The following is a 24,962-nucleotide window of genomic DNA, read 5'->3' as shown; positions in this document are numbered from 1 at the left end:
GTTCTCGTGCATGATTTTGCTTCCCGACAACGAATCAGGAGGTATCGCTGATGCCTGAGGCAGCGCCAGCCGATTGTCTTTGCATTATCACTACATGATAATATTATGCACATATACCCCCTCGGAGACTAGCCATGAGGCGCTAATGCTGACTGAGGGTCAGAGGATCATCATCAGACAAATGGTGCCTGCCAGAAACAGAAAAGCCCCTGAAAACAGGGGCTTAGCCGTTGTGTCAAAATCTGTTGTCAACAGCCACCAAGGCCGGGTCACCGCGATGACTTACTCCACAGTCACCGACTTCGCCAGGTTACGCGGCTGGTCAACGTCAGTGCCTTTAAGCACGGCGACGTAGTACGAGAGCAGTTGCAGCGGAATGGTGTAGAGGATCGGCGACAGGATGTCGTGGATGTGCGGCATGTTGACCACATGCGTGCCTTCGCCATTGCTCATCCCGGCTTTTTCGTCAGCAAACACAATCAACTGGCCGCCACGGGCACGAACTTCCTGCAGGTTGGATTTGAGCTTCTCCAACAACTCGTTGTTCGGTGCCACCGTGACCACCGGCATGTCGTCGTCAACCAGCGCCAGCGGGCCGTGCTTGAGTTCGCCGGCCGGGTAGGCTTCAGCGTGGATGTAGGAGATTTCCTTGAGCTTGAGCGAGCCTTCCATCGCCACCGGGTACTGTGCACCACGACCGAGGAACAGCGTGTGGTGCTTGTCGGCGAACAGTTCGGCAACTTTTTCGACGGTGCTGTCCATGGCCAGCGCTTCGCCCAGACGAGCCGGCAAGCGACGCAGCTCTTCCACCAACTCGGCTTCCACGTCTTTGGACAAGGTGCCGCGCACCTGACCCAGAGACAGGGTCAGCAGTAGCAGCCCCACCAACTGAGTGGTGAACGCTTTGGTCGATGCCACACCGATTTCGCGACCGGCCTGGGTCAGCAGCGTCAGGTCGGATTCACGCACCAGCGAGCTGATACCAACGTTGCAGATCGCCAGGCTGGCGAGGAAACCCAGCTCTTTGGCATTGCGCAGTGCGGCCAGGGTGTCGGCGGTTTCGCCCGACTGGGAGATCGTGACGAACAGCGAATCGGGCTGCACAACCACTTTGCGATAGCGGAATTCGCTGGCGACTTCGACCTGGCACGGGATCCCGGCCAGTTCCTCCAGCCAGTAACGCGCCACCATACCGGCGTGATAGCTGGTGCCGCAGGCAACGATCTGCACATTGCGGACCTTGGCGAACAGCTCGGCGGCTTGTGGACCGAACGCTTGGACCAACACCTGATTCGGGCCAAGGCGGCCTTCCAGGGTACGTTGCACGACCGACGGTTGCTCGTGGATTTCCTTGAGCATGTAGTGACGGAACTCGCCCTTCTCGGCGGATTCGGTGTTATCGCGGTACTGCACCGCTTCACGCTCGACAACGTTGCCGTCGATATCCCAGATCTGCACGCTGTCACGGCGGATCTCAGCGATGTCGCCTTCTTCCAGGTACGTGAAACGGTCTGTGACCTGACGCAGTGCCAGTTGGTCGGACGCGAGGAAGTTTTCGCCCAGACCCAGGCCGATCACCAGCGGGCTGCCACTGCGAGCTGCGATCAGACGATCCGGTTGTTGCGCGCTGATAACGGCCAGGCCGTAAGCGCCGTGCAGCTCCTTGACGGTGGCCTTGAGGGCGACGGTCAGGTCGGGGAGTTCTTTGAGTTTGTGGTTCAGCAGGTGGGCAATGACTTCGGTATCGGTGTCCGAGGTGAACACGTAACCCAGTGCCTTGAGCTGCTCACGCAGGGCTTCATGGTTTTCGATGATGCCGTTGTGCACCACCGCCAGATCACCGGAGAAATGCGGGTGAGCGTTACGTTCGCATGGCGCACCGTGAGTGGCCCAACGGGTGTGGGCGATGCCAAGACGGCCAACCAGCGGTTCTTGTGCCAGAGCCTGTTCCAGTTCGCTGACCTTGCCCGGGCGACGCATGCGCTCGAGTTTTTCACCGTTGGTGTAAACCGCCACACCGGCGCTGTCGTAGCCGCGGTATTCGAGGCGCTTCAGACCTTCGAGCAAAATGGCGGTGATATTACGTTCCGCGACTGCACCGACAATTCCACACATGCTATCTCTCCTGGCTGACTGCCGCGCATATCACATTAATGCCGCGGGCCTGAATCTGGTCGCGAGCCTCTTGCGGCAGGCGATCATCGGTAATAAGGGTATGGACGCTGCTCCATGGCAGCTCCAGGTTTGGAATTTTGCGGCCGATCTTGTCGGATTCGACCATCACGATCACTTCACGGGCCACATCGGCCATCACTCGGCTTAGACCGAGCAATTCGTTAAAGGTCGTGGTACCTCGTACCAGATCAATGCCATCGGCACCGATGAACAACTGATCAAAATCGTAAGAGCGAAGGACCTGCTCGGCGACCTGCCCCTGGAATGACTCGGAATGCGGGTCCCAGGTTCCACCGGTCATCAACAGCACCGGTTCATGCTCAAGTTCGCTCAACGCATTGGCGACGTACAACGAATTGGTCATGACGACCAGGCCCGGCTGTTGGCCAAGTTGTGGAATCATTGCCGCCGTGGTGCTGCCACTGTCGATAATGATCCGCGCATGTTCACGAATACGCGCCACCGCTGCATGGGCAATGGCCTGCTTGTACTGCGAAACGAGTTGACTCGGGTCACTGACCAACTCTTGCGGCATGGTGATTGCGCCGCCGTAACGGCGTAACAACAAGCCATTGCTTTCAAGTGCCGCCAAATCTTTGCGAATTGTAACTTCAGAGGTTTCAAAACGCTTGGCCAATTCATCCACACTGACTTCACCCTGCTCAGTGAGCAAGGCAAGGATATTGTGGCGCCGCTGGGGTGTATTGCGCTTTGACATGGCTTAAAAGTTTCGATTCGAAAGATAACGAAAGCAATCAAAACCTATCAGCGAAACCTAGTCAAGCTGATGCATCAAAAAAATGTCTGTGGATAACCCATAAAAAGATCGCAACCTGCGGCAGCTCCTACGGGTGGTGTAGACGAGATCACCATAGGAGCTGCCGCAGGCTGCGATCTTTCGATCTGATGATCTGTGGATAACTCAGCTCTTCTGGGATTTCACCGGACGCTTCCAGCCATCGATATTCTTCTGCCGAGCTCGACCAACGGCCAACTGGGACTTATCCACAGTCGAGGTAATCGTCGAACCCGCCGCAGTGGTCGCGCCGTCCAGGATATCCACAGGCGCTACCAACGAGTTGTTGGAGCCAATGAATACATCTTCACCCAGAACTGTCTTCCACTTGTTGACGCCATCATAGTTGCAGGTGATGGTGCCGGCGCCAATGTTGGTCCGCGCACCGACTTCGGCATCGCCCAGATAGGTCAAGTGGCCGGCCTTGGCGCCTTCACCCAGATGGGCATTCTTCAGTTCGACAAAGTTACCCACATGGGCGCGGGCTTCCAGCACAGTACCCGGACGCAGGCGCGCGAATGGGCCGGCATCGCTGCCCTCGCCCAATACCGCGCCTTCGATGTGGCTGTTGGCCTTGATTACCACACCCTTGCGCAGGGTGCTGTCCTTGATCACGCAGTTCGGGCCAATGACCACGTCGTCTTCGATGATCACACGGCCTTCGAGGATCACGTTGATGTCGATCAGCACATCACGGCCGACGGTCACTTCACCGCGCACATCAAAACGCGCCGGATCGCGCAACGTCACGCCCTGGGCCATCAGACGGCGGCCTTCGCGCAACTGATAGTGACGCTCAAGCTCTGCGAGCTGTATGCGGTCGTTGGCGCCCTGCACTTCCATCGCGTCGTGAGGTTGCTCGGTGTCCACCACCAGACCGTCGTTGACTGCCATGGCAATCACGTCGGTCAGGTAGTACTCGCCTTGGGCATTGTTGTTCGAAAGCCGGCTCATCCAGTCGCCCAGATGACTGGCCGGTACCGCAAGAATGCCGGTGTTGCCTTCAGTAATCGTACGCTCGGCTTCGCTGGCATCTTTGTGTTCGACGATAGCGGTTACCCGACCATCGGCATTGCGTACGATACGGCCATAACCCGTCGGGTCATCGAGCTCGACGGTCAATAGCCCCATCTGCAGCGGCGCCACAAGCTTGAGCAGGCGTTGCAGGGTCGGGACTTCAATCAGCGGCACGTCACCGTAAAGAATCAACACGGTATCGGCGGTGATGAACGGTACAGCCTGGGCCACTGCGTGACCTGTGCCGAGTTGTTTGTCCTGCAACACGAAGTTCAAGTCATCTGCCGCCAGACGCTCGCGTACCGCGTCGGCACCATGGCCGATCACCACGTGAATGCGTTGTGGATCAAGTTGGCGGGCGCTGTGGATAACGTGGCCAAGCATGGAGTTCCCCGCCACCGGGTGAAGCACCTTCGGCAGAGCGGAACGCATGCGAGTGCCTTGACCCGCAGCGAGAATAACGATTTCTAGAGACATGACTGGCTACCAATCCTGGGAGGTCAGCGGCTGCGACCAAGAGGTAATTTGCAGAAAAAGAAAAAGGGTAGCCGAGGCTACCCTTTTTAATCAATCACACAACAAGCGGGAGGCTTATCAGCCGCCGAACTTCTTGCGGATCTGCTGGACGGTGCGCAGCTGAGCTGTCGCCTCGGCCAGACGAGCGGCAGCGGAACCGTAGTCGAACTCGGCTCCTCTTTCATGCAAGGCCTTCTCAGCAGCCTGAACGGCTAGCTGAGCGGAGGCTTCGTCCAGGTCGGCAGCACGTTGCACAGTGTCGGCAAGCACCTTGACCATGTTCGGCTGAACCTCGAGGAAACCACCGGAGATGTAAAACACCTCGGTTTCCCCGCCCTGCTTGATCAAGCGGATCGGACCTGGTTTCAGATTAGTGATCAGCGGAGCGTGACCCAGAGCGATACCAAGATCACCCAGATCACCGTGCGCAATCACCATCTCGACCAGACCAGAGAAGATTTCCCCTTCCGCACTGACGATGTCGCAATGGACTGTCATAGCCATCTGATTGCCTCAACCTAAATTAGCGCCCGTCGCCGGGCGCCTGGATTACAGTTTCTTGGCTTTCTCGATCGCTTCTTCGATGCCGCCGACCATGTAGAACGCTTGTTCTGGCAGGTGGTCGTAGTCACCGTTGAGGATGCCTTTGAAGCCAGCAATGGTGTCTTTCAGGGAAACGTATTTACCCGATGCACCGGTGAAGACTTCAGCCACGAAGAACGGCTGCGACAAGAAACGCTGGATCTTACGAGCGCGGGATACCAACTGCTTGTCGGTTTCCGACAGCTCGTCCATACCCAGGATCGCAATGATGTCCTTCAGTTCTTTGTAACGCTGCAGAACATACTGAACGCCGCGAGCGGTGTCGTAGTGGTCCTGACCGATCACGTTCGGGTCCAGCTGACGCGAAGTCGAGTCCAGTGGATCTACCGCTGGGTAGATACCCAGGGAAGCGATGTCACGGGACAGAACGACGGTGGCGTCCAAGTGGGCGAAGGTGGTCGCTGGCGACGGGTCAGTCAAGTCATCCGCGGGTACGTATACCGCTTGGATCGAGGTGATCGAGCCGTTTTTGGTGGAAGTGATGCGCTCTTGCAGAGTGCCCATCTCTTCAGCCAGGGTCGGCTGGTAACCTACTGCAGAAGGCATACGGCCCAGCAGTGCGGATACTTCAGTACCGGCCAGGGTGTAACGATAGATGTTGTCGACGAACAGCAGAACGTCGTTACCTTCGTCACGGAACTTCTCGGCCATGGTCAGGCCAGTCAGTGCTACGCGCAGACGGTTTCCCGGCGGCTCGTTCATCTGACCGTAAACCAGTGCCACTTTGTCCAGAACGTTGGAGTCCTTCATCTCGTGGTAGAAGTCGTTACCCTCACGAGTACGCTCACCCACACCGGCGAACACGGAATAACCGCTGTGCTCGATGGCGATGTTACGGATCAGTTCCATCATGTTTACGGTTTTGCCTACACCGGCACCACCGAACAGACCGACTTTACCACCCTTGGCGAACGGGCAAACCAGGTCGATAACCTTGATGCCGGTTTCCAGCAGGTCGTTGCCGCCAGCTTGTTCAGCGAAGGACGGCGCAGGACGGTGAATGCCCCAGCGTTCTTCGGTGTCAATCGGGCCAGCTTCGTCGATCGGGTTACCCAGTACGTCCATGATCCGGCCCAGGGTCGCTTTACCGACCGGTACGGAGATGGCTGCGCCGGAGTCCTTGACTTCCAGACCACGCTTCAAGCCCTCGGTGGAGCCCATCGCAATGGTACGAACCACGCCGTCGCCCAGCTGCTGCTGAACTTCAAGCGTAGTTCCGGCCGCGCTTTGTACTTCCAGCGCGTTGTAGATGCTCGGTACGCTGTCGCGTGGAAATTCCACGTCGATAACGGCGCCGATGATTTGAACGATACGTCCGCTACTCATAGCTGGATCCTCTGAATATTTGAACCGTTAAACCGCGGCAGCGCCGCCGACGATTTCCGAGATCTCTTGGGTGATCGCAGCCTGACGCGCCTTGTTGTAGATCAGCTGCAAATCGCTGATCAAGTCACCGGCGTTGTCGGTAGCGTTCTTCATTGCGATCATCCGCGCCGCTTGTTCAGCTGCGTTGTTCTCGACCACCGCCTGGTAGACCTGCGACTCCACGTAGCGGACCATCAAGCCGTCAAGCAGCTCCTTGGCATCCGGTTCGTAGAGATAGTCCCAGTGGTGCTTGAGTTCTTGATCCGGGGTCGCCACCAGTGGAATCAACTGCTCCACGGTAGGCTGTTGCGTCATGGTGTTGATGAACTTGTTGGACACCACGCACAGGCGGTCAATACGGCCGTCCAGGTAGGCATCCAGCATCACCTTGACGCTGCCGATCAGATCATTGATCGACGGCTCTTCACCCAGGTGGCTGATAGCTGCAACGACGTTACCGCCGAAGTTGCGGAAGAAAGCCGCACCTTTGCTACCAATCACGCACAGATCGATCTCGACGCCTTGTTCGCGGTTTACCGCCATGTCCTTGACCAAAGCCTTGAACAGGTTGGTGTTCAAGCCACCACACAGACCACGGTCACTGCTCACGACGACATAACCAACGCGCTTGATAGCACGGTCGATCATGAACGGGTGGCGATATTCCGGGTTAGCGTTGGCCAGATGACCAATAACCTGGCGGATGCGCTCCGCGTAAGGACGGCTAGCCGACATGCGCATTTGTGCCTTGCGCATTTTGCTGACCGCCACTTTTTCCATGGCGCTGGTAATTTTTTGCGTGCTTTTGATGCTCGCAATCTTACTGCGAATCTCTTTTGCGCCTGCCATGTAACACCTATCAGGTTAGCAAGCGGGAGCCTCTCGGCCCCCGCTGCGGCTTACCAGGTTTGGGTGGCCTTGAACTTCTCGATACCGGCTTTCAGGCCAGCGTCGATTTCGTCATTGAAGTCACCCTTCACGTTGATCTTCGCCATCAATTCGGCGTGATCGCGGTTGAAGTAAGCAATCATGGCCTGCTCGAAGCTACCGATTTTTGGAATCTCGATGTCTACCAGGAAGCCACGTTCAGCGGCATACAGGGACAACGACATGTCGGCAATGGACATCGGCGCATATTGCTTCTGCTTCATCAGCTCGGTAACGCGCTGACCGTGCTCAAGCTGCTTGCGAGTGGCTTCGTCCAGGTCAGAAGCGAACTGGGCGAATGCAGCCAGTTCACGGTACTGAGCCAGAGCGGTACGGATACCACCGGAAAGCTTCTTGATGATCTTGGTCTGAGCGGCACCACCCACACGGGATACCGAAACACCGGCGTTCACTGCAGGACGGATCCCGGAGTTGAACATGGCCGATTCCAGGAAGATCTGACCGTCGGTGATGGAAATCACGTTGGTCGGAACGAACGCGGAAACGTCGCCAGCCTGGGTTTCAATGATTGGCAGAGCGGTCAGGGAACCGGTCTTGCCAGTCACGGCACCGTTGGTGAACTTCTCTACGTACTCTTCCGAAACGCGGGATGCGCGCTCCAGCAGACGGGAGTGGAGATAGAACACGTCGCCTGGGTAGGCTTCACGGCCTGGTGGACGGCGCAGCAGCAGGGAAATCTGGCGGTAAGCCACTGCTTGCTTGGACAGATCGTCATAAACGATCAGCGCGTCTTCACCGCGGTCGCGGAAATATTCGCCCATGGTGCAACCGGAGTACGGTGCCAGGAATTGCAGTGCAGCCGATTCCGAAGCACTGGCAGCTACGACGATGGTGTTAGCCAAGGCGCCGTTTTCTTCCAGCTTGCGAACCACGTTGGCGATAGTCGATTGTTTCTGACCGATAGCAACGTAGACGCAGAAGATGCCGCTGTTTTTCTGGTTGATGATCGCGTCGATCGCCAGAGCGGTTTTACCGATCTGACGGTCACCGATGATCAGCTCACGCTGGCCACGGCCGACAGGGATCATGGCGTCAACAGCCTTGTAGCCAGTCTGTACAGGCTGGTCTACCGACTTACGCCAGATCACGCCTGGAGCAACTTTCTCGACCGCATCGGTCTCGGTGTTGTTCAGCGGACCTTTGCCGTCAACTGGGTTACCCAGTGCATCGACTACGCGACCCAGCAGTTCCTTACCTACCGGAACTTCGAGGATGCGGCCAGTGCACTTGGCGCTCATGCCTTCAGCCAGAGTCTGGTAAGAGCCCAATACAACAGCACCTACAGAGTCTTGCTCCAGGTTGAGGGCCATACCGTAGACGCCGCCCGGAAACTCGATCATCTCGCCGTACATAACGTCGGCCAGACCGTGAATCCGCACGATGCCGTCAGATACGCTGACGACAGTGCCTTCGTTACGGGCTTGGGAGGTCACATCGAGCTTTTCGATGCGGCCCTTGATAATTTCACTTATTTCGGAAGGATTGAGTTGCTGCATTGCTCTGCTGCCCCTTCAAACTCAAGATTTCAATGCTTCGGCAAGGTTCGCGAGTTTGCCGCGAACCGAGCCATCGATAACCAGGTCGCCGGCGCGGATGACAATGCCCCCGATCAGGGATTTGTCTTCCTCGACTTGCAGGCGCACTTCCCGGTTGAGTCGTGCACTGAGAACCTTGGCGAGTTTGTCTTGCTGTTCTTGGTTCAATGCGAAAGCACTGGTCACTTCAACGTCTACCGACTTCTCTTGTTCGGCCTTGTACAGGTCGAACAGAGCGGATATCTCCGGCAAAAGCGGGAGACGGTCGTTTTCGGCAACGACGTTGATGAAGTTCTGTGCCTTGGCATCAAACTTGTCGCCGCACACGTCAATAAACGTGGCGGCCTTGTTTGCGCTCGTCAGTCGCGGGGCCTTGAGCACGCGCTGCATGGTGTCGTCTTGCGACACTGCTGCAGCCAGGCCGAGCATGGCTGACCAAGAGGCCAGTTGCTGGTGGGCCTGGGCGTGCTCGAAGGCTGCCTTAGCGTAAGGTCGGGCCAACGTGGTCAGTTCTGCCATGATCGCCCTCGCTTAAATTTCAGCAGCCAGTTTGTTTACCAGCTCCGCGTGCGCGTTTTGATCGATTGTGGCACCCAGGATCTTCTCGGCGCCGCCAACGGCCAGGGCACCCAGTTGGGCACGCAGCGCGTCTTTGACACTGTTCAGTTCCTGCTCGATCTCGGCCTGAGCCTGCACCTTCACACGTTCAGCGTCGACACGGGCTTTATCAACAGCCTCTTCGACGATCTGATTACCGCGTTTCTTGGCTTGCTCAATGATTTCGGCTGCTTGAGCTTTAGCTTCGCGCAGTTGTTGACCCGCTTTATCTTGGGCCAATTCCAGGTCGCGAGCTGCTCGGGCGGCAGCGTCCAGTCCATCCGCGATCTTCTTCTGACGTTCGTGCAAAGCCGCGATGACCGGAGGCCACACGAACTTCATGCAAAACAGTACAAAAATGAAGAACGCAACGGACTGGCCAATCAGGGTTGCATTAATGTTCACGCCAACACCTCGCTCGTTCGTTGTCCATCAGACTTGCTCAACTCGAAAATCCGAGTGATTAGTGAGCGAGTTGACCAACGAAAGGGTTCGCGAAGGTGAAGAACAGAGCGATACCAACGCCGATCATGGTTACGGCGTCGAGCAGACCGGCAACGATGAACATTTTGACTTGCAGCATTGGAACCATTTCTGGCTGACGCGCCGCGCCTTCCAGGAACTTGCCGCCCAACAGGCCGAAACCAATTGCGGTACCCAGTGCGCCCAGGCCGATCAACAGTGCAACAGCGATAGCGGTTAGACCAACTACAGTTTCCATCTTTCCTCCCGACTTTTACGTCGTATGGTTTAGGTTTTTTAGATTTTAAAGCGGTAAAACAAATCGTTTCATAGCCCTGTTCGGGCACCCTCTCGTTTGACCGAGAGGGACATCAGACTAGTCGAGACTGGTCTTAATGGTTCTCTTCGTGCGCCATCGACAGGTAGATGATGGTCAGAATCATGAAGATGAACGCTTGCAGGGTGATGATCAGGATGTGGAATACAGCCCACGCCCATTGCAGCACAATGCCCAGGCCGCCAAGCCAGAGCAGGCCGCTGCCGAACATCACGGCGATCAGGATAAACACCAGTTCGCCAGCGTACATGTTGCCGAACAGACGCAGTGCCAGCGAAATCGGCTTGGCAATCAGCGTCACGAACTCCAGCAGGAAGTTCACCGGAATCAGCAGGGCTTGAAGGAAAATATTCTTGCTGCCGAACGGGTGCAGGGTCAGTTCGCCGATGAAGCCGCCGAGGCCCTTGATCTTGATGCTGTAGAAAATGATCAGCGCGAACACCGAGAAGGCCATGGCCAGCGTTGCGTTCGGGTCGGTGGTCGATACGGCACGGAACGGGATCTCGTGGTTGCCGGAAATGGCCGCGGCCAGTTGCGGGATCCAGTCGACCGGTACCAGGTCGATGGCGTTCATCATGAACACCCAGACGAAAACCGTCAGCGCCAGTGGAGCAACTACCGGGCTACGCCCGTGGAAGCTGTCCTTCACCGCGCTATCGACGAATTCAACCATCACTTCAACGAAGTTCTGCAAAGCACCCGGTACACCGGAAGTCGCCTTCTTCGCCGCCATGCGGAAAAGAAGAACGAAGATCAGACCCAACGCAACAGACCAGCCGAGGGTATCGACGTGGAATGCCCAGAAGCCCATTGCCTTGGCTTCTGCTGCGGTGTGGGCAAAGCCCCAGCCGCCGGTAGGTAACTGACCGAAGGTCAGGTTCTGCAAGTGGTGCTGGATATAGCCCGAAGCGGTTTCTGCTGCCATGGTTGCCTCAAACGCCCTAAGGTCTCGAAAGTCTTGTTTTCATAAGCAGGGGTGCGAACCAGCTGACCAGTTGGGTCAGCACGAAGACGCCGAATACCGCTAGCGGCGCCAATGGCTTCACACCTGCAAACGTCAATGCAAAGAGCACTGCCGTCAAAATCAGTTTGCCCGCCTCGCCGGCATAAAAAGACCGGACGATGGCTTGAGCTGCTCGGGCGCCGGAAAACCGAAATGCCCTGTGAGCGAAATAAACATTGGGCAGCAAGGCTATCAGGCCTCCGCAGAGTCCTGAGTATCCGGCTACGACTCCATGCCAGTACCAGAGCGCCAAAGCGGCCAATACCAAAACGACAAATTGAGCCAGTAACACCGGAAATACCGCCAGGCGATGGAACGGCAAGCGGTTTGGCGCGCGGCTTTCCATCGTTATTGCTCCCCAATGATCGGCTGCCAGAACTCAATAACCTGGCATAATTTGTGCCGACAAAATGCGCGCAGAGTATAGGGGCGGTTCAGCCCCTATTCAACTGTCAGGTAGTGATTTCGAACTCCGCGCTACATGAGGAAATGTTTCAGCGGATATGTGCGAGGACGCCTTGAAGCTCATCGAGGGAGTTGTAACCAATCACCAACTGCCCTTTGCCCTTCTTCCCGTGGCGAATCTGCACCGCAGAGCCTAGGCGCTCTGCCAGGCGCTGTTCGAGACGAGCGATATCCGGGTCAGGTTTTGAGGGTTCGACAGGCGCAGGTTTACCACTCAACCACTGGCGAACCAGCGCCTCAGTCTGGCGCACGGTGAGGCCGCGTGCGACAACATGTCGCGCCCCCTCAACCTGTTGATTTTCCGGCAAACCGAGCAAAGCACGGGCATGACCCATTTCCAGGTCACCGTGGGACAGCATGGTCTTGATGACTTCCGGCAATGCAATCAGGCGCAACAAGTTGGCCACGGTCACGCGGGACTTGCCCACCGCCTCGGCGACTTGCTGCTGAGTCAGCTGGAATTCCTGCTGCAAACGCTGCAGGGCAACCGCTTCCTCGATCGGATTGAGGTCTTCGCGCTGGATGTTCTCGATCAGCGCCATGGCGATTGCGGTTTCATCCGGCACATCGCGCACCATCGCCGGAATGGTTTCCTGGCCAGCCTGCTGGCTTGCGCGCCAGCGGCGTTCGCCGGCGATGATTTCAAAGCGGCCAGCACCGATCGGGCGAACCACGATCGGCTGCATCACGCCTTGAGCCTTGATCGACTGCGCCAGTTCTTCCAACGCCTGAGGGTCCATGTCCCGACGCGGCTGGTACTTGCCGCGCTGGATCAGGTCCAGCGGCAGGTGTTGCAGCTCACGCTGATCGGCCTGCACCGCTTGTTCTTCGAGCAAGCTGACAGTCGGACCACTCAGCAGTGCATCCAGTCCACGTCCGAGACCTCGTTTCTTGACGGCCATGGGGATTCCTTAAGTTGCCTGAGCAGCGGCAATGCGTGAATTTTTGCGTTGACGACGAACCATCTCGCCCGCCAGGGCCAGATAGGCCAGTGCGCCACGGGATTGTTTGTCATAGGCCAACGCCGGCATGCCATAACTTGGCGCTTCGGCCAGACGGATGTTGCGCGGTATCACGGTGTCGTACAGTTGCTCGCCGAAGTGTTCCTTGAGCTGCGCCGACACATCGTTCATCAGGCTCAGGCGCGGGTCATACATGGTCCGCAGCAGGCCTTCGATTTTCAGGTTCGGGTTCAGCAGTTCAGCGATGCGCTTGATGTTATCCACAAGGTCGCTCAACCCTTCGAGTGCGAAATACTCGCACTGCATGGGGATAATCACCCCGTCGGAGGCAACCAGAGCATTGAGCGTGAGCATCGACAGCGACGGTGGGCAGTCGATCAAAATGTAATCGTAGTTCTCACGGATCGGCGCCAAAGCGCTGCGCAGACGGCTTTCCTTCATCTGCATTTCCAGCAGAACGACTTCAGCCGCGGTCAAATCGCGGTTGGCCGGCAACAACTGGTAACCACCGTGTTCGGAGAAGTGCATGGCCTGGGCCAGATCGCATTCGCCAATCAACAGGTCGTAGACCGAGTTTTCCAGACCGTGTTTATCCACACCGCTACCCATGGTGGCGTTGCCCTGTGGATCAAGATCGATCAACAACACCCGACGCTTGGTCGCGACCAGGGATGCTGCGAGGTTGATGCAGGTGGTGGTCTTGCCCACACCACCCTTTTGGTTCGCTATCGCGAATACCTTAGCCATTCTTGCTTGTGTTCCCAATCATGCCGTGCGGCGCAGTATCAGCAGATGGCGTTGGCCTTGGCAACCGGGTACGGCCAGGGCGTGTTCGCTATCGAGGTGGAAGTCTGCCGGCAATGCTACCAGCTCATCGGCGGGATGAACGCCCTTCATTGCCAGCCAACGCGTATCGCTATCGCCCAAGTGGCGAGTCCAGTTGCTGAAGTTCTCCATGCTGCTGAATGCCCGGGAAATGATCCCGTTGAACGGCAGTTCAGGCGTGAAGGCTTCGACGCGACTGTGGATAACTTGCAGGTTATCCAGTTTGAGTTCGAGTTTGACCTGAGTCAGGAAGCGGGTTTTCTTGCCGTTGCTGTCCAGGCAGGTCACTTGCGAATCGGGAAACAGGATCGCCAGTGGAATACCCGGCATGCCGCCGCCGCTGCCAACATCCAGCCAGCGGCCGTTTTCGATGAAGGACATCACGCTCAGGCTGTCGAGCAAGTGCCGTGAAACCATTTCGTCCGGATCACGCACGGCCGTGAGGTTGTAGGCCTTGTTCCATTTGATCAACAGGGCCAGATAACCCAGCAGCTGCGCGTGCTGGGTTTCTGTCAGGTTGACACCAAGCTGGCGAGCACCTGTGGATAACTCTTCGGCGTGTTGCGAGGTGACCATCGAACTCAAGCGCTTTGCTCCAACTGACGGCCCGCGCCGCGTTTTTTCAAATGAATCATCAACAGCGAAATCGCTGCCGGGGTCACGCCCGGAATCCGCGAAGCCTGGCCCAGGGTTTCTGGACGGGTCGCGCCGAGCTTGCTCTGGATCTCTTTGGAGAGACCGGAGATGTTCGTGTAATCGATATCCACAGGCAATTTGGTGTCTTCACTGGCCCGCAGGCGAGCAATTTCATCTTGCTGGCGGTCGATGTAACCGGCGTATTTGGTCTTGATTTCGACCTGCTCGGCGACCTGTGAGTCTTCTGCACCGGCGCCTGTCACCGAGATCAGACCAGCGTAGTCGATTTCCGGACGGGTCAGCAGGTTCAGCAAGTTGTATTCGTGGGTCAGCGGCGTGCCGAACTTTTCGGCGATCGCATCGCCCTGTTCCGTACCGGGGCGAACCCAGGTGCTTTTCAGGCGCTGCTCTTCCAGTTCGATGCTTTCGCGTTTTTTGCAGAAAGCCGCCCAGCGCACGTCGTCCACCAGACCCAGTTCGCGACCTTTTTCGGTCAAGCGCAGGTCGGCGTTGTCTTCGCGCAGGATCAAACGGTATTCGGCGCGGGACGTGAACATCCGATACGGTTCCTGGGTACCCAAGGTAATCAGGTCGTCGACCAATACACCGATGTACGCTTCGTCGCGACGCGGGCACCAGCTGTCTTTGCCCTGGGCACGCAATGCTGCGTTGGCCCCGGCCAGCAAACCTTGGGCACCGGCCTCTTCGTAACCGGTAGTGCCGTTGATTTGTCCGGCGAAGAACAGGCCGCCGATGACTTTGGTTTCCAGGCTGTATTTCAGGTCACGCGGATCGAAGTAGTCGTACTCAATGGCGTAGCCCGGACGAACGATATGGGCATTTTCCATGCCGCGAATCGACTGCACGATCTGCAATTGCACGTCGAATGGCAAGGATGTGGATATCCCGTTCGGGTACAGCTCGTGGGTGGTCAAACCTTCCGGCTCGATGAAGACCTGATGGCTTTCCTTGTCGGCAAAGCGGTGAATCTTGTCTTCGATCGATGGGCAATAACGCGGGCCGATACCTTCGATCACCCCGGAGTACATCGGCGAACGGTCAAGGTTCGAGGCGATGATCTCGTGAGTACGGGCGTTGGTGTGGGTAATCCAGCAACTGACCTGCGCGGGGTGTTGTTCTTTGGACCCCAGGAACGACATCACCGGAATCGGTGTATCGCCAGGTTGCTCGGTCATGACCGAGAAATCCACAGAACGGCCATCGATACGCGGTGGCGTACCGGTTTTCAGGCGACCCACGCGCAAAGGCAGTTCACGCAGACGATGTGCCAGGGCGATCGAAGGAGGATCGCCGGCACGACCGCCGGAATAGTTCTGCATACCGATGTGGATAAGTCCGCCGAGGAAGGTGCCGGTGGTCAACACCACGGAATCTGCGAAGAACCGCAGGCCCATTTGGGTGACAACACCACGCACTTGTTCCTGTTCGACGATCAGGTCGTCGGCTGCCTGTTGAAATATCCACAGGTTCGGCTGGTTCTCGAGAATCTCGCGCACAGCGGCCTTGTACAGAACGCGGTCGGCCTGGGCGCGAGTAGCGCGCACGGCTGGGCCTTTGCGGCTGTTCAAGACGCGAAACTGAATACCACCTTTATCCGTAGCCATGGCCATCGCGCCGCCAAGGGCATCGATTTCCTTGACCAGATGGCTTTTACCGATCCCGCCAATCGCGGGGTTGCAGCTCATTGCTCCGAGGGTTTCCACGTTATGCGTCAGCAACAGGGTTTTTGCCCCCATACGTGCTGATGCAAGTGCTGCCTCGGTACCGGCATGACCGCCGCCGATGACGATCACTTCAAAACGGGAAGGGAAATCCACCACGCACCTCGTGCCTGCTTCAGTTGGGTAATCAGGAATAGTTTGAGCTCAGGTTTTCGGACCTGGTCGACAAGTATAGGGACTTCGCCCTTCCTAAAGAACCCTTTGCACAAAATTTAACCAGCTGTGGAGAAGTCGGGGTAATAGAAATTAAAAAGAGAGAAATTTATTAAATCTTTGTTTTTATGTTTATTTCTACTGGGCTACCTTTCTGTGGATAGATTTATGCAGACCTTTGTTTTCAATGTGTACAGAGATTCAAAACCCTGTGGTCATGTGCCAAGGAGGCCCTTGGATAACCGGTGTAAGCCTGTGGATGAATGAGGTGGTTATCCACAAAGGTGGTTTTCCTCAGTTTTTAGGCCCTGTTATCAACTGTGCTCAGTGGCAGTTATTCACAGGGCTTAATCCACAGAAAAGCGCTGAATGGGGCAAATTTCGCCCACAGGGAAACCACCGAAACGGTCGATGCCGCTCGGCAATGCGAAAAATTTGGGAGTTACACGGACTTGTGGGAGCTGGCTTGCCGGCGATTTAAGCAACACGGTGTGTCAGACACGCCGCCTCGCGAGCAAGCTCGGCTCCTACGGAGGGAGAGGTGAAGCTATTTACCGATACAGAAGCTGGAAAAGATCCTTCCCAGCAGGTCGTCGGAGCTGAATTCGCCGGTAATTTCACCCAACGACTGCTGCGCCTGACGCAAATCTTCAGCCAGCAGTTCTCCGGCACCGGCCAAGGTCAGCTGCGCGCGACCATGTTCGAGTGAGGCACTGGCATGCCGTAGAGCCTCCAGATGACGCCGGCGGGCGCTGAAGCTGCTTTCCGAGGTCTGCTCATAGCCCATGCAGGCCTTGAGATGATCGCGCAGCAGCTCCAGGCCTTCACCTGCCGACCTGGCGCTCAGGCTGATGGTCACATGGCCATCTTCACTGACTTCCAGCGCTATTGCTTCACCTGTCAGGTCTGCCTTGTTGCGGATCAAGGTCACTTTTGCGGGATCCGGGCGCTGCTCGAGGAATTCAGGCCACAAGGCAAAAGGATCAAGAGCCTCAGGCGCGGTGGCATCGACCACCAGCAACACCCGATCCGCCTCGCTGATGGCCTTCAATGCCCGTTCCACACCGATTTTCTCGACCTGGTCTTCGGTGTCGCGCAAGCCTGCGGTGTCGACCACATGCAGCGGCATACCGTCGATGTGGATATGTTCGCGCAGGATGTCCCTGGTCGTGCCGGCAATCTCGGTCACAATCGCCGCTTCTCGGCCGGCCAATGCGTTGAGCAGACTGGATTTGCCGGCATTCGGACGACCGGCAATCACCACGGTCATGCCGTCACGCAGCAATGCGCCCTGCCCGGCTTCACGCAACACGGTGGATAACTCATCGCGCACCGCGTCGAGCATCTTCAGCACGTGGCCATCGGCAAGGAAGTCGATTTCTTCTTCGGGGAAGTCGATTGCCGCCTCAACGTAGATCCGCAATGCAATCAATTGCTCGGTGAGGTTATGCACACGTTGCGAAAACGCGCCCTGCAACGAACGCAAAGCGTTGCGGGCGGCCTGTGCAGAACTCGCTTCGATCAAGTCGGCGATGGCTTCGGCCTGGGCCAGATCGAGTTTGTCGTTGAGGAAGGCGCGTTCGCTGAATTCACCCGGCCTGGCCAGACGGCAACCCAATTGCAGGCAGCGCTGCAGCAACATATCCAGAACTATCGGACCGCCGTGGCCCTGGAGTTCCAGCACATCTTCGCCGGTGAATGAATTCGGCCCGGGGAAATACAGGGCGATGCCTTCGTCCAGCACCTCTTCGTGTTCACTGAGAAACGGGCCGTAATGGGCAAACCGTGGTTTCAGTTCGCGACCGCTGATGGCTTTCGCCGCAACACTCGCCAGCGGTCCGGAAATACGGACGATACCGACACCACCACGGCCTTGAGCGGTGGCGACAGCGGCGATGGTTTCACGAGGAGCGCTCATGATTCGATATCCAGATAAAAATGACGGATAGCAAAACGCCCCACTAGGGGGCGTTTTGAGTGGTTATCCACAGAGTAAGTTATGCAGCCGCTTTTTTGGTAGCTGCTTCAATCTTACGTGTGATGTACCACTGTTGGGTGATGGACAGGCAGTTGTTCACAACCCAGTACAGCACCAGACCTGCCGGGAACCACAGGAAGAAGAAGGTGAAGATGATAGGCATCAGCTTCATCACCTTGGCCTGCATCGGATCCGGAGGCGTCGGGTTCAGCTGCTGCTGGATAAACATGGTTGCGCCCATGATGATCGGCAGAATGAAGAACGGATCCTTGATCGACAGGTCGGTAATCCACAGCATGAACGGAGCCTGGCGCATTTCCACGCTTTCCAGGAGTACCCAGTACAGCGAAAGGAAAACCGGCATCTGCACGAGGATTGGCAAGCAACCACCCAGCGGATTGATCTTCTCTTTCTTGTACAGCTCCATCATGGATTGCGACATTTTCTGCCGGTCGTCGCCATGTTGCTCTTTCAGCGCAGCCAGTTTCGGCGCCACTGCACGCATGCGCGCCATGGATTTGTAGCTGGCGGCCGACAACGGGAAGAAGATCCCCTTGATCAGCATGGTCAGGAAGATGATCGACCAGCCCCAGTTACCGACGATCGCATGGATGTGTTGCAGCAGCCAGAAGATTGGCTGGGCGATGAACCACAGAATGCCGTAGTCGACCGTCAGTTCCAGACCTGGGGATAACTCTTTCAGTATCGCCTGGCTTTTCGGACCTGCGTACAACGTAGCGCTGGTTTCAGCCTTGGCACCTGGCGCGACGGACAATACCGGGCCAGTGAAACCGATGATGTAGTTGCCTTGGCTGTCTTTGCGAGTCTGCACCACATTGCTGTCGTTCTTGGCTGGAATCCAGGCGGTCACGAAGTAGTGTTGCAGCCAGGCGACCCAGCCACCGTTAACGGTGTCTTTCAACGACGCCTTGTCGATATCTTTCATCGACACTTTTTTGTACGGCTCTGCACTTGTCCACAGGGCAGCGCCCAGGTAAGTCGCAGTACCGGTAGCGGTTGTGGAAGAAGGATCGGCACTTGCATCGCGCTTGAGCTGGGCAAACAGGTTGCCCGTCCAGGCTTTATCGCTGGTGTTGTCGATCAGATAGGTGACTTTCAGATCGTACAGACCGCGAGTAAAGCTGAAGCGCTTGATGTAATTGACGCCAGCGTCGCTGAATTTCAGGTCAACGTTGAGCTGGTTCTGGCCATCAGCCAGTTGATAAGTCTTCTGTTCGGTCGAGTAAACCGGACGACCGGTAGGGCGAGCATCCGGACCGTTGGTACCGGTCAGGCCGCTTTGGGCCAGGTAAGTACGTTCGCCACCGTTATCAAACAGCTGGAACGGAATTTCCGGATGGTCCTGACGACGTGGATACAGCGGCAGCATCAGCTGGGCGATATCACCACCTTGAGGATCGATAGCCAGTTCGAGCACATCCGTTTTGACGTGGATGAGGTCTTTATTGGTGACCACCGGCGTTGCGGCAGGGGCACTGATATCGGGATTCGCGCTGGGTACATCGGCACTCGCGGCAGCATTGTTACCAAGTGGCGTATCCGGAATAGCCGGGGCAGCCTGATTGGAAGCAACATTCTGAGTCGGCAGGGCAGCCTGACCATAGTCCTGGTTCCATTTCAGAACCATAACGTAGGACACGATTGCCAGGGCGACGATCAGGATCGTGCGTTTAATATCCATGATTACTCGGCCATCGAAGAAGAACGGGAGGTAGGGATAGATGGAACCGGGTCATATCCACCGGGATTCCACGGATGACAGCGACCTAAACGACGAAAGGCCAGCCAGCCACCGCGCAGAAGGCCATGATTTTCTATGGCTTCATACGCGTAGCAGGAACAACTGGGGTAGAAACGACAGTGGCTGGCCATCAAAGGACTAATGGCATAGCGATAAAACTGGATCGGAACGAGCGCCAGTTTACGCATCAGTGCTGTCTACCCCTACAGTTTCGGTTTTGACTGCTGGTACCGGCGTGCTGCGTGCCAGACGTTTCCAGAGTTTGCCGAAATGCTGAATCAATTCGGGGTTTTCTACATCGCCCAAACCTTTGCGCGCGACGATAACGATGTCCCAACCAACCAGAGAATCCTGGTGGAGGCGAAACGATTCGCGCATCAGACGTTTGAGGCGATTGCGCTCAACGGAGAGCTTCACACTCTTTTTCCCGATAACCAGCCCTAGACGGGGGTGATCGAGATCGTTGGTGCGTGCAAGGAGCAGGAGATTTTTCCCCGGAACCTTGCCGGTAGGGGAGTCAAAGACTGCCTTGAAATGCCGGGGGGTAAGCAAACGCTTTTCCCGACTGAAGTCCTGACTCACCTCCAGTACCGGATTATCAAACTGCCAGACGCGCACGACCTTTGGCGCGACGACGCGACAGGACGGCACGGCCGTTCTTGGTAGCCATGCGAGCACGGAAACCGTGGGTACGAGCGCGTTTGATAGTGCTTGGTTGGAAAGTACGTTTCATGTCGTGTTACCTGGTTCGTCCACAACGGGCCGGAATGGCCCCCGTTTTAAGAGACCGGGGATTCTAGAGAAAGCAAGCCTCTAGGTCAATTTCCAACCAAGGTTTCCTTTAAATGGATATCCGCAGGGTTCGTCCTTGAAAGGTGGACAGCTAGATATAAAAATAAAGAAGGGAATTATTTAAAGCTTTTCTGTAAAGCTTATAAAAGCTAGACCCGCCATCATCTGTGGATAACTGCCTTCAGCCCTTCTATTACGTGCTGTACAGAGAATGACAACTACAGTGGAAAACGGTGTTCAGCCTGTGCTCCGCTGTCGGATAAGCTGTGCGTGGAATGGGTGGTTATCCACAGGCAGGTTATCCACCGGGTTTGCCCCCAACTTGTACAACGAGCTTAAGTGGGCTTATCCACAGAGCTTATGCACAGACCATTGGTCGTCTTTTTTGCGTATAACGCGTTGATTCTTCGACACCCGTGAGCAACCTACGTGTGGATAAGTCGGCGTCTGGTCGCTACAATGGCCGCTTGTTTTTGCCGCACCGGCTTTCAACTTAGGGGATATCCGTGTCAGTGGAACTTTGGCAGCAGTGCGTGGAGCTTTTGCGCGATGAGCTGCCTGCCCAACAATTCAACACTTGGATCCGTCCACTACAGGTCGAAGCCGAAGGCGACGAGTTGCGTGTCTACGCACCGAATCGTTTTGTTCTCGACTGGGTCAATGAAAAGTACCTGAGCCGCGTGCTCGAGCTGCTGGATGAGCATGGCAATGGCATGGCGCCAGCGCTTTCCTTATTAATAGGCAGCAAACGCAGTTCAGCACCTCGTGCTGCGCCGAATGCACCGTTGGCAGCAGCGGCGTCTCAAGCGCAGGCAGCGGCTGCACCAGCACCCGTCAGCGCACCTGCACCTGCCGCGTCGACCAAGCGTGCAACGCAAAAAAACGCCGAGATCAACGAAGAACCGTCCCGCGACAGCTTCGACCCAATGGCCGGCGCCAGCTCGCAACAGGCACCCGTACGTGCAGAACAACGCACCGTGCAGGTCGAAGGCGCGCTCAAGCACACCAGTTACCTGAACCGCACCTTTACTTTCGAAAACTTTGTCGAAGGTAAGTCCAACCAACTGGCCCGCGCGGCAGCCTGGCAGGTCGCGGACAATCCCAAGCACGGTTACAACCCGCTGTTCCTGTATGGCGGCGTTGGCTTGGGTAAAACCCACTTGATGCACGCCGTGGGTAACCACCTATTAAAGAAGAACCCGAATGCCAAGGTCGTGTACCTGCATTCCGAGCGCTTCGTGGCCGACATGGTCAAGGCTTTGCAATTGAACGCGATCAACGAGTTCAAGCGCTTCTACCGTTCGGTCGATGCGCTGCTTATCGATGACATTCAATTCTTCGCCCGCAAGGAACGTTCCCAGGAAGAATTCTTCCACACGTTCAACGCCCTGCTTGAAGGTGGCCAACAGGTCATCCTCACCAGTGACCGTTATCCGAAAGAAATCGAAGGCCTTGAAGAGCGCTTGAAGTCGCGCTTCGGCTGGGGCCTGACGGTCGCCGTCGAGCCGCCGGAACTGGAAACCCGCGTCGCTATTCTGATGAAGAAGGCCGACCAGGCTAAAGTTGACCTGCCGCACGATGCTGCGTTTTTCATCGCCCAGCGTATTCGTTCCAACGTCCGTGAACTCGAAGGCGCGCTCAAACGCGTGATCGCCCATTCGCACTTCATGGGGCGCGATATCACTATCGAGTTGATTCGTGAATCCCTGAAGGACCTGCTGGCGCTCCAGGACAAGCTGGTCTCTGTGGATAACATTCAGCGCACGGTCGCCGAGTACTACAAGATCAAGATTTCGGATTTGCTGTCCAAGCGCCGTTCGCGTTCGGTCGCACGTCCACGGCAAGTGGCCATGGCGCTATCCAAGGAACTGACCAACCACAGCTTGCCGGAAATCGGCGACGTGTTTGGCGGTCGCGACCACACTACGGTTTTGCACGCATGCCGCAAGATCAACGAACTTAAGGAATCCGACGCGGACATCCGCGAGGACTACAAGAACCTGCTGCGTACACTGACCACTTGATGAACACCAGCGCAGCTTATTAAGGCAAGGGACTAGACCATGCATTTCACCATTCAACGCGAAGCCCTGTTGAAACCCCTGCAACTGGTCGCAGGCGTCGTCGAGCGCCGACAGACCTTGCCGGTGCTTTCCAACGTGCTACTGGTTGTCGAAGGCCAGCAATTGTCGCTGACCGGTACCGACCTGGAAGTCGAGCTGGTCGGTCGTGTGCAACTCGAAGAGCCGGCCGAGCCGGGCGAAATCACTGTCCCGGCGCGTAAGCTGATGGACATCTGCAAGAGCCTGCCGAACGACGCGCTGATCGACATCAAGGTCGATGAGCAGAAGCTCGTCGTGAAAGCCGGCCGTAGCCGCTTCACCCTGTCGACGTTGCCAGCCAACGATTTCCCGACGGTGGAAGAAGGCCCGGGCTCGCTGACCTGCAGCCTTGAGCAGAGCAAGCTGCGTCGTTTGATCGAACGCACCAGCTTCGCGATGGCTCAGCAGGACGTTCGCTACTACCTCAACGGCATGTTGCTGGAAGTCTCGGCTGGCATCATTCGTGCCGTGGCCACCGACGGTCACCGTCTGGCCATGTGCTCGATGCAGGCTGATATCGGTCAACCGGACCGTCATCAGGTGATCGTTCCACGTAAAGGTATTCTGGAACTGGCGCGTTTGCTGACCGAGCCGGACGGCAATGTCAGCATCGTTCTGGGTCAGCACCATATTCGCGCTACCACCGGCGAGTTCACCTTTACCTCGAAACTGGTCGACGGCAAATTCCCTGACTACGAGCGCGTTCTGCCAAAAGGCGGCGACAAAGTGGTACTCGGCGATCGTCAGGCACTGCGCGAGGCATTTAGCCGTACCGCGATTCTGTCCAACGAGAAGTACCGCGGCATTCGTCTGCAATTGGCCAACGGTCAGCTGAAGATCCAGGCGAACAACCCGGAACAGGAAGAGGCGGAAGAAGAAGTTGGCGTTGAGTACAACGGTGGCTCGCTGGAAATCGGTTTCAACGTGAGCTATCTGCTCGACGTTCTGGGCGTGATGACCACTGAGCAAGTGCGCTTGATCCTGTCTGACTCCAACAGCAGTGCGCTGGTGCAAGAGTCCGACAACGACGACTCGGCTTACGTTGTCATGCCGATGCGCCTGTAAACATGTTCAGCAGACGCTAGATGTCCCTCAGTCGTGTCTCGGTCACCGCGGTGCGCAATTTGCACCCGGTGACCTTCTCCCCCTCCCCCCGCATCAACATCCTGTACGGCGCCAACGGCAGCGGCAAAACCAGTGTTCTGGAAGCCATCCATCTGCTGGGGCTCGCCCGTTCGTTTCGCAGTACCCGTCTTTTACCGGTCATCCAGTACGAGCAGTTAGCGTGCACGGTGTTTGGCCAGGTCGAATTGGCCGAGGGTGGGCACAGCGCATTGGGGATATCCCGGGACCGCCAAGGGGAGTTTCAGATTCGCATCGACGGGCAGAACGCCCGCAGTGCTGCGCAGTTGGCAGAAATCCTGCCGCTGCAATTGATCAACCCCGACAGCTTCCGCCTGTTGGAAGGCGCACCGAAAATTCGCCGACAGTTTCTGGATTGGGGTGTGTTCCACGTGGAACCACGTTTCATGTCCACTTGGCAGCGCCTGCAGAAGGCCCTGCGCCAGAGAAACTCTTGGCTGCGGCATGGTACACTTGACGCCGTTTCGCAAGCGGTTTGGGACAGAGAATTGTGCCAGGCCAGCGCTGAAATTGATGAATACCGCCGCGCTTATATCAAAGCCTTGAAACCAGTCTTTGAACAGACCTTGAGCGAACTCGTCGAACTCGAGGGCTTAACGCTTAGCTATTACCGGGGTTGGGACAAAGAGCGAGAGCTGAGTGCAGTGCTCGCCGCGTCCGTTCACCGGGATCAGCAAATGGGGCATACCCAGGCCGGACCACAACGCGCTGATTTGCGTCTTAGATTGGGCGCACACAATGCCGCGGACATCTTGTCTCGTGGTCAGCAGAAGTTGGTGGTCTGCGCATTGCGGATTGCCCAAGGGCATTTGGTCAGCCAGGCCCGGCGCGGCCAATGTATTTATCTGGTGGATGATTTGCCATCCGAGCTGGATGAGCAGCACCGCCGCGCGCTTTGCCGTTTGCTGGAAGACTTACGCTGCCAGGTTTTTATCACCTGTGTAGATCACGAATTATTGAGGGAAGGCTGGCAGACGGAAACGCCAGTCGCCCTGTTCCACGTGGAACAGGGCCGTATCACCCAGACCCACGACCATCGGGAGTGAAG

At 56.8% G+C, this 24,962-nt stretch carries 24 protein-coding genes; 3 read left to right on the top strand and 21 right to left on the bottom strand.

Annotated features, from left to right (window positions below; translation table 11 throughout):
* Positions 1–282: 282 nt before the first annotated feature.
* From glmS to rpmH, 21 genes are all read right to left on the bottom strand, one after another.
* A complete protein-coding gene (glmS, locus tag HK44_RS22645) occupies positions 283–2,115 on the bottom strand; it encodes a glutamine--fructose-6-phosphate transaminase (isomerizing) (RefSeq protein WP_019694387.1) in 1,833 nt (610 codons plus the stop codon).
* 1 nt (position 2,116) lies between these two features.
* Positions 2,117–2,893, bottom strand: coding sequence for a DeoR/GlpR family DNA-binding transcription regulator (locus tag HK44_RS22640; protein ID WP_019694388.1), 777 nt, complete (start codon positions 2,891–2,893; stop codon positions 2,117–2,119).
* 204 nt (positions 2,894–3,097) lie between these two features.
* Positions 3,098–4,465, bottom strand: coding sequence for a bifunctional UDP-N-acetylglucosamine diphosphorylase/glucosamine-1-phosphate N-acetyltransferase GlmU (gene glmU / locus HK44_RS22635; RefSeq protein WP_019694389.1), 1,368 nt, complete (start codon positions 4,463–4,465; stop codon positions 3,098–3,100).
* Positions 4,466–4,582: 117 nt separating this feature from the next.
* A complete protein-coding gene (locus tag HK44_RS22630; protein WP_019694390.1) occupies positions 4,583–5,008 on the bottom strand; it encodes a F0F1 ATP synthase subunit epsilon in 426 nt (141 codons plus the stop codon).
* Positions 5,009–5,053: 45 nt separating this feature from the next.
* Complete coding sequence (atpD, locus tag HK44_RS22625) at positions 5,054–6,433, bottom strand: F0F1 ATP synthase subunit beta (RefSeq protein WP_019694391.1); 1,380 nt, start codon at positions 6,431–6,433, stop codon at positions 5,054–5,056.
* A 27-nt stretch (positions 6,434–6,460) separates the two neighbouring features.
* On the bottom strand, positions 6,461–7,321 hold the full coding sequence (atpG, locus tag HK44_RS22620) for a F0F1 ATP synthase subunit gamma (protein ID WP_019694392.1): 861 nt from the start codon (positions 7,319–7,321) through the stop codon (positions 6,461–6,463).
* Positions 7,322–7,371: 50 nt separating this feature from the next.
* Complete coding sequence (gene atpA / locus HK44_RS22615; protein WP_019694393.1) at positions 7,372–8,916, bottom strand: F0F1 ATP synthase subunit alpha; 1,545 nt, start codon at positions 8,914–8,916, stop codon at positions 7,372–7,374.
* A 21-nt stretch (positions 8,917–8,937) separates the two neighbouring features.
* Positions 8,938–9,474 (bottom strand): F0F1 ATP synthase subunit delta, encoded by a 537-nt coding sequence (locus HK44_RS22610; RefSeq protein WP_007903030.1) that lies wholly within the window; start codon positions 9,472–9,474, stop codon positions 8,938–8,940.
* A gap of 12 nt (positions 9,475–9,486) precedes the next feature.
* On the bottom strand, positions 9,487–9,957 hold the full coding sequence (locus HK44_RS22605) for a F0F1 ATP synthase subunit B (protein WP_019694394.1): 471 nt from the start codon (positions 9,955–9,957) through the stop codon (positions 9,487–9,489).
* Positions 9,958–10,015: 58 nt separating this feature from the next.
* Positions 10,016–10,273: a F0F1 ATP synthase subunit C gene (atpE, locus tag HK44_RS22600; RefSeq protein ID WP_019694395.1), complete on the bottom strand. Its 258-nt coding sequence runs from the start codon at positions 10,271–10,273 to the stop codon at positions 10,016–10,018.
* 133 nt (positions 10,274–10,406) lie between these two features.
* Positions 10,407–11,276, bottom strand: coding sequence for a F0F1 ATP synthase subunit A (atpB, locus tag HK44_RS22595; protein WP_019694396.1), 870 nt, complete (start codon positions 11,274–11,276; stop codon positions 10,407–10,409).
* A gap of 16 nt (positions 11,277–11,292) precedes the next feature.
* The gene (locus tag HK44_RS22590; RefSeq protein ID WP_019694397.1) at positions 11,293–11,700 is read right to left on the bottom strand and encodes a F0F1 ATP synthase subunit I; all 408 of its coding nucleotides are present in this window, start codon (positions 11,698–11,700) and stop codon (positions 11,293–11,295) included.
* Between the two features lie 148 nt (positions 11,701–11,848).
* Positions 11,849–12,721, bottom strand: a complete 873-nt coding sequence (locus HK44_RS22585) for a ParB/RepB/Spo0J family partition protein (protein ID WP_019694398.1) — start codon at positions 12,719–12,721, stop codon at positions 11,849–11,851.
* A gap of 9 nt (positions 12,722–12,730) precedes the next feature.
* Positions 12,731–13,528, bottom strand: a complete 798-nt coding sequence (locus HK44_RS22580; protein WP_019694399.1) for a ParA family protein — start codon at positions 13,526–13,528, stop codon at positions 12,731–12,733.
* A gap of 18 nt (positions 13,529–13,546) precedes the next feature.
* Positions 13,547–14,182 (bottom strand): 16S rRNA (guanine(527)-N(7))-methyltransferase RsmG, encoded by a 636-nt coding sequence (gene rsmG / locus HK44_RS22575; RefSeq protein WP_187682504.1) that lies wholly within the window; start codon positions 14,180–14,182, stop codon positions 13,547–13,549.
* Between the two features lie 5 nt (positions 14,183–14,187).
* The gene (gene mnmG / locus HK44_RS22570; RefSeq protein ID WP_019694401.1) at positions 14,188–16,080 is read right to left on the bottom strand and encodes a tRNA uridine-5-carboxymethylaminomethyl(34) synthesis enzyme MnmG; all 1,893 of its coding nucleotides are present in this window, start codon (positions 16,078–16,080) and stop codon (positions 14,188–14,190) included.
* 604 nt (positions 16,081–16,684) lie between these two features.
* On the bottom strand, positions 16,685–18,055 hold the full coding sequence (mnmE, locus tag HK44_RS22565; RefSeq protein WP_019694402.1) for a tRNA uridine-5-carboxymethylaminomethyl(34) synthesis GTPase MnmE: 1,371 nt from the start codon (positions 18,053–18,055) through the stop codon (positions 16,685–16,687).
* Between the two features lie 79 nt (positions 18,056–18,134).
* The gene (gene yidC, locus HK44_RS22560) at positions 18,135–19,817 is read right to left on the bottom strand and encodes a membrane protein insertase YidC (protein ID WP_019694403.1); all 1,683 of its coding nucleotides are present in this window, start codon (positions 19,815–19,817) and stop codon (positions 18,135–18,137) included.
* Between the two features lie 2 nt (positions 19,818–19,819).
* The gene (gene yidD / locus HK44_RS22555) at positions 19,820–20,065 is read right to left on the bottom strand and encodes a membrane protein insertion efficiency factor YidD (RefSeq protein ID WP_074872215.1); all 246 of its coding nucleotides are present in this window, start codon (positions 20,063–20,065) and stop codon (positions 19,820–19,822) included.
* Positions 20,058–20,459 carry a ribonuclease P protein component gene (gene rnpA / locus HK44_RS22550; protein WP_031319651.1) on the bottom strand — a complete coding sequence of 134 codons (402 nt, stop codon included), beginning with the start codon at positions 20,457–20,459 and terminating at the stop codon, positions 20,058–20,060. Before rnpA ends, yidD begins: the two co-directional genes overlap by 8 nt.
* A gap of 16 nt (positions 20,460–20,475) precedes the next feature.
* On the bottom strand, positions 20,476–20,610 hold the full coding sequence (rpmH, locus tag HK44_RS22545; protein WP_003213577.1) for a 50S ribosomal protein L34: 135 nt from the start codon (positions 20,608–20,610) through the stop codon (positions 20,476–20,478).
* A gap of 565 nt (positions 20,611–21,175) precedes the next feature.
* On the opposite strand from rpmH, the gene dnaA reads away from it, so the two are divergent.
* The 3 genes from dnaA to recF are packed head-to-tail and all read left to right on the top strand — an operon-like array spanning position 21,176 to position 24,960.
* Positions 21,176–22,693 (top strand): chromosomal replication initiator protein DnaA, encoded by a 1,518-nt coding sequence (gene dnaA, locus HK44_RS22540; RefSeq protein WP_019694405.1) that lies wholly within the window; start codon positions 21,176–21,178, stop codon positions 22,691–22,693.
* A 39-nt stretch (positions 22,694–22,732) separates the two neighbouring features.
* On the top strand, positions 22,733–23,836 hold the full coding sequence (dnaN, locus tag HK44_RS22535; RefSeq protein WP_019694406.1) for a DNA polymerase III subunit beta: 1,104 nt from the start codon (positions 22,733–22,735) through the stop codon (positions 23,834–23,836).
* 20 nt (positions 23,837–23,856) lie between these two features.
* Positions 23,857–24,960 carry a DNA replication/repair protein RecF gene (gene recF, locus HK44_RS22530; protein ID WP_019694407.1) on the top strand — a complete coding sequence of 368 codons (1,104 nt, stop codon included), beginning with the start codon at positions 23,857–23,859 and terminating at the stop codon, positions 24,958–24,960.
* The last annotated feature ends 2 nt before the right edge of the window (positions 24,961–24,962 follow it).

It is taken from the genome of Pseudomonas fluorescens HK44, from assembly GCF_000217955.3.
Classification (GTDB): domain Bacteria; phylum Pseudomonadota; class Gammaproteobacteria; order Pseudomonadales; family Pseudomonadaceae; genus Aquipseudomonas; species Aquipseudomonas fluorescens_AQ.
This window is presented reverse-complemented; position numbering and strand designations above follow the sequence as displayed.

Bases quoted from the DNA above. Each gene is read 5' to 3' on its own strand.
- glmS (WP_019694387.1), bottom strand. From the start codon at position 2,115: ATGTGTGGAATTGTCGGTGCAGTCGCGGAACGTAATATCACCGCCATT.
- HK44_RS22640 (WP_019694388.1), bottom strand. From the start codon at position 2,893: ATGTCAAAGCGCAATACACCCCAGCGGCGCCACAATATCCTTGCCTTG.
- glmU (WP_019694389.1), bottom strand. From the start codon at position 4,465: ATGTCTCTAGAAATCGTTATTCTCGCTGCGGGTCAAGGCACTCGCATG.
- HK44_RS22630 (WP_019694390.1), bottom strand. From the start codon at position 5,008: ATGGCTATGACAGTCCATTGCGACATCGTCAGTGCGGAAGGGGAAATC.
- atpD (WP_019694391.1), bottom strand. From the start codon at position 6,433: ATGAGTAGCGGACGTATCGTTCAAATCATCGGCGCCGTTATCGACGTG.
- atpG (WP_019694392.1), bottom strand. From the start codon at position 7,321: ATGGCAGGCGCAAAAGAGATTCGCAGTAAGATTGCGAGCATCAAAAGC.
- atpA (WP_019694393.1), bottom strand. From the start codon at position 8,916: ATGCAGCAACTCAATCCTTCCGAAATAAGTGAAATTATCAAGGGCCGC.
- HK44_RS22610 (WP_007903030.1), bottom strand. From the start codon at position 9,474: ATGGCAGAACTGACCACGTTGGCCCGACCTTACGCTAAGGCAGCCTTC.
- atpE (WP_019694395.1), bottom strand. From the start codon at position 10,273: ATGGAAACTGTAGTTGGTCTAACCGCTATCGCTGTTGCACTGTTGATC.
- atpB (WP_019694396.1), bottom strand. From the start codon at position 11,276: ATGGCAGCAGAAACCGCTTCGGGCTATATCCAGCACCACTTGCAGAAC.
- HK44_RS22590 (WP_019694397.1), bottom strand. From the start codon at position 11,700: ATGGAAAGCCGCGCGCCAAACCGCTTGCCGTTCCATCGCCTGGCGGTA.
- HK44_RS22585 (WP_019694398.1), bottom strand. From the start codon at position 12,721: ATGGCCGTCAAGAAACGAGGTCTCGGACGTGGACTGGATGCACTGCTG.
- HK44_RS22580 (WP_019694399.1), bottom strand. From the start codon at position 13,528: ATGGCTAAGGTATTCGCGATAGCGAACCAAAAGGGTGGTGTGGGCAAG.
- rsmG (WP_187682504.1), bottom strand. From the start codon at position 14,182: ATGGTCACCTCGCAACACGCCGAAGAGTTATCCACAGGTGCTCGCCAG.
- mnmE (WP_019694402.1), bottom strand. From the start codon at position 18,055: ATGAGCGCTCCTCGTGAAACCATCGCCGCTGTCGCCACCGCTCAAGGC.
- yidC (WP_019694403.1), bottom strand. From the start codon at position 19,817: ATGGATATTAAACGCACGATCCTGATCGTCGCCCTGGCAATCGTGTCC.
- yidD (WP_074872215.1), bottom strand. From the start codon at position 20,065: ATGCGTAAACTGGCGCTCGTTCCGATCCAGTTTTATCGCTATGCCATT.
- rpmH (WP_003213577.1), bottom strand. From the start codon at position 20,610: ATGAAACGTACTTTCCAACCAAGCACTATCAAACGCGCTCGTACCCAC.
- dnaN (WP_019694406.1), top strand. From the start codon at position 22,733: ATGCATTTCACCATTCAACGCGAAGCCCTGTTGAAACCCCTGCAACTG.
- recF (WP_019694407.1), top strand. From the start codon at position 23,857: ATGTCCCTCAGTCGTGTCTCGGTCACCGCGGTGCGCAATTTGCACCCG.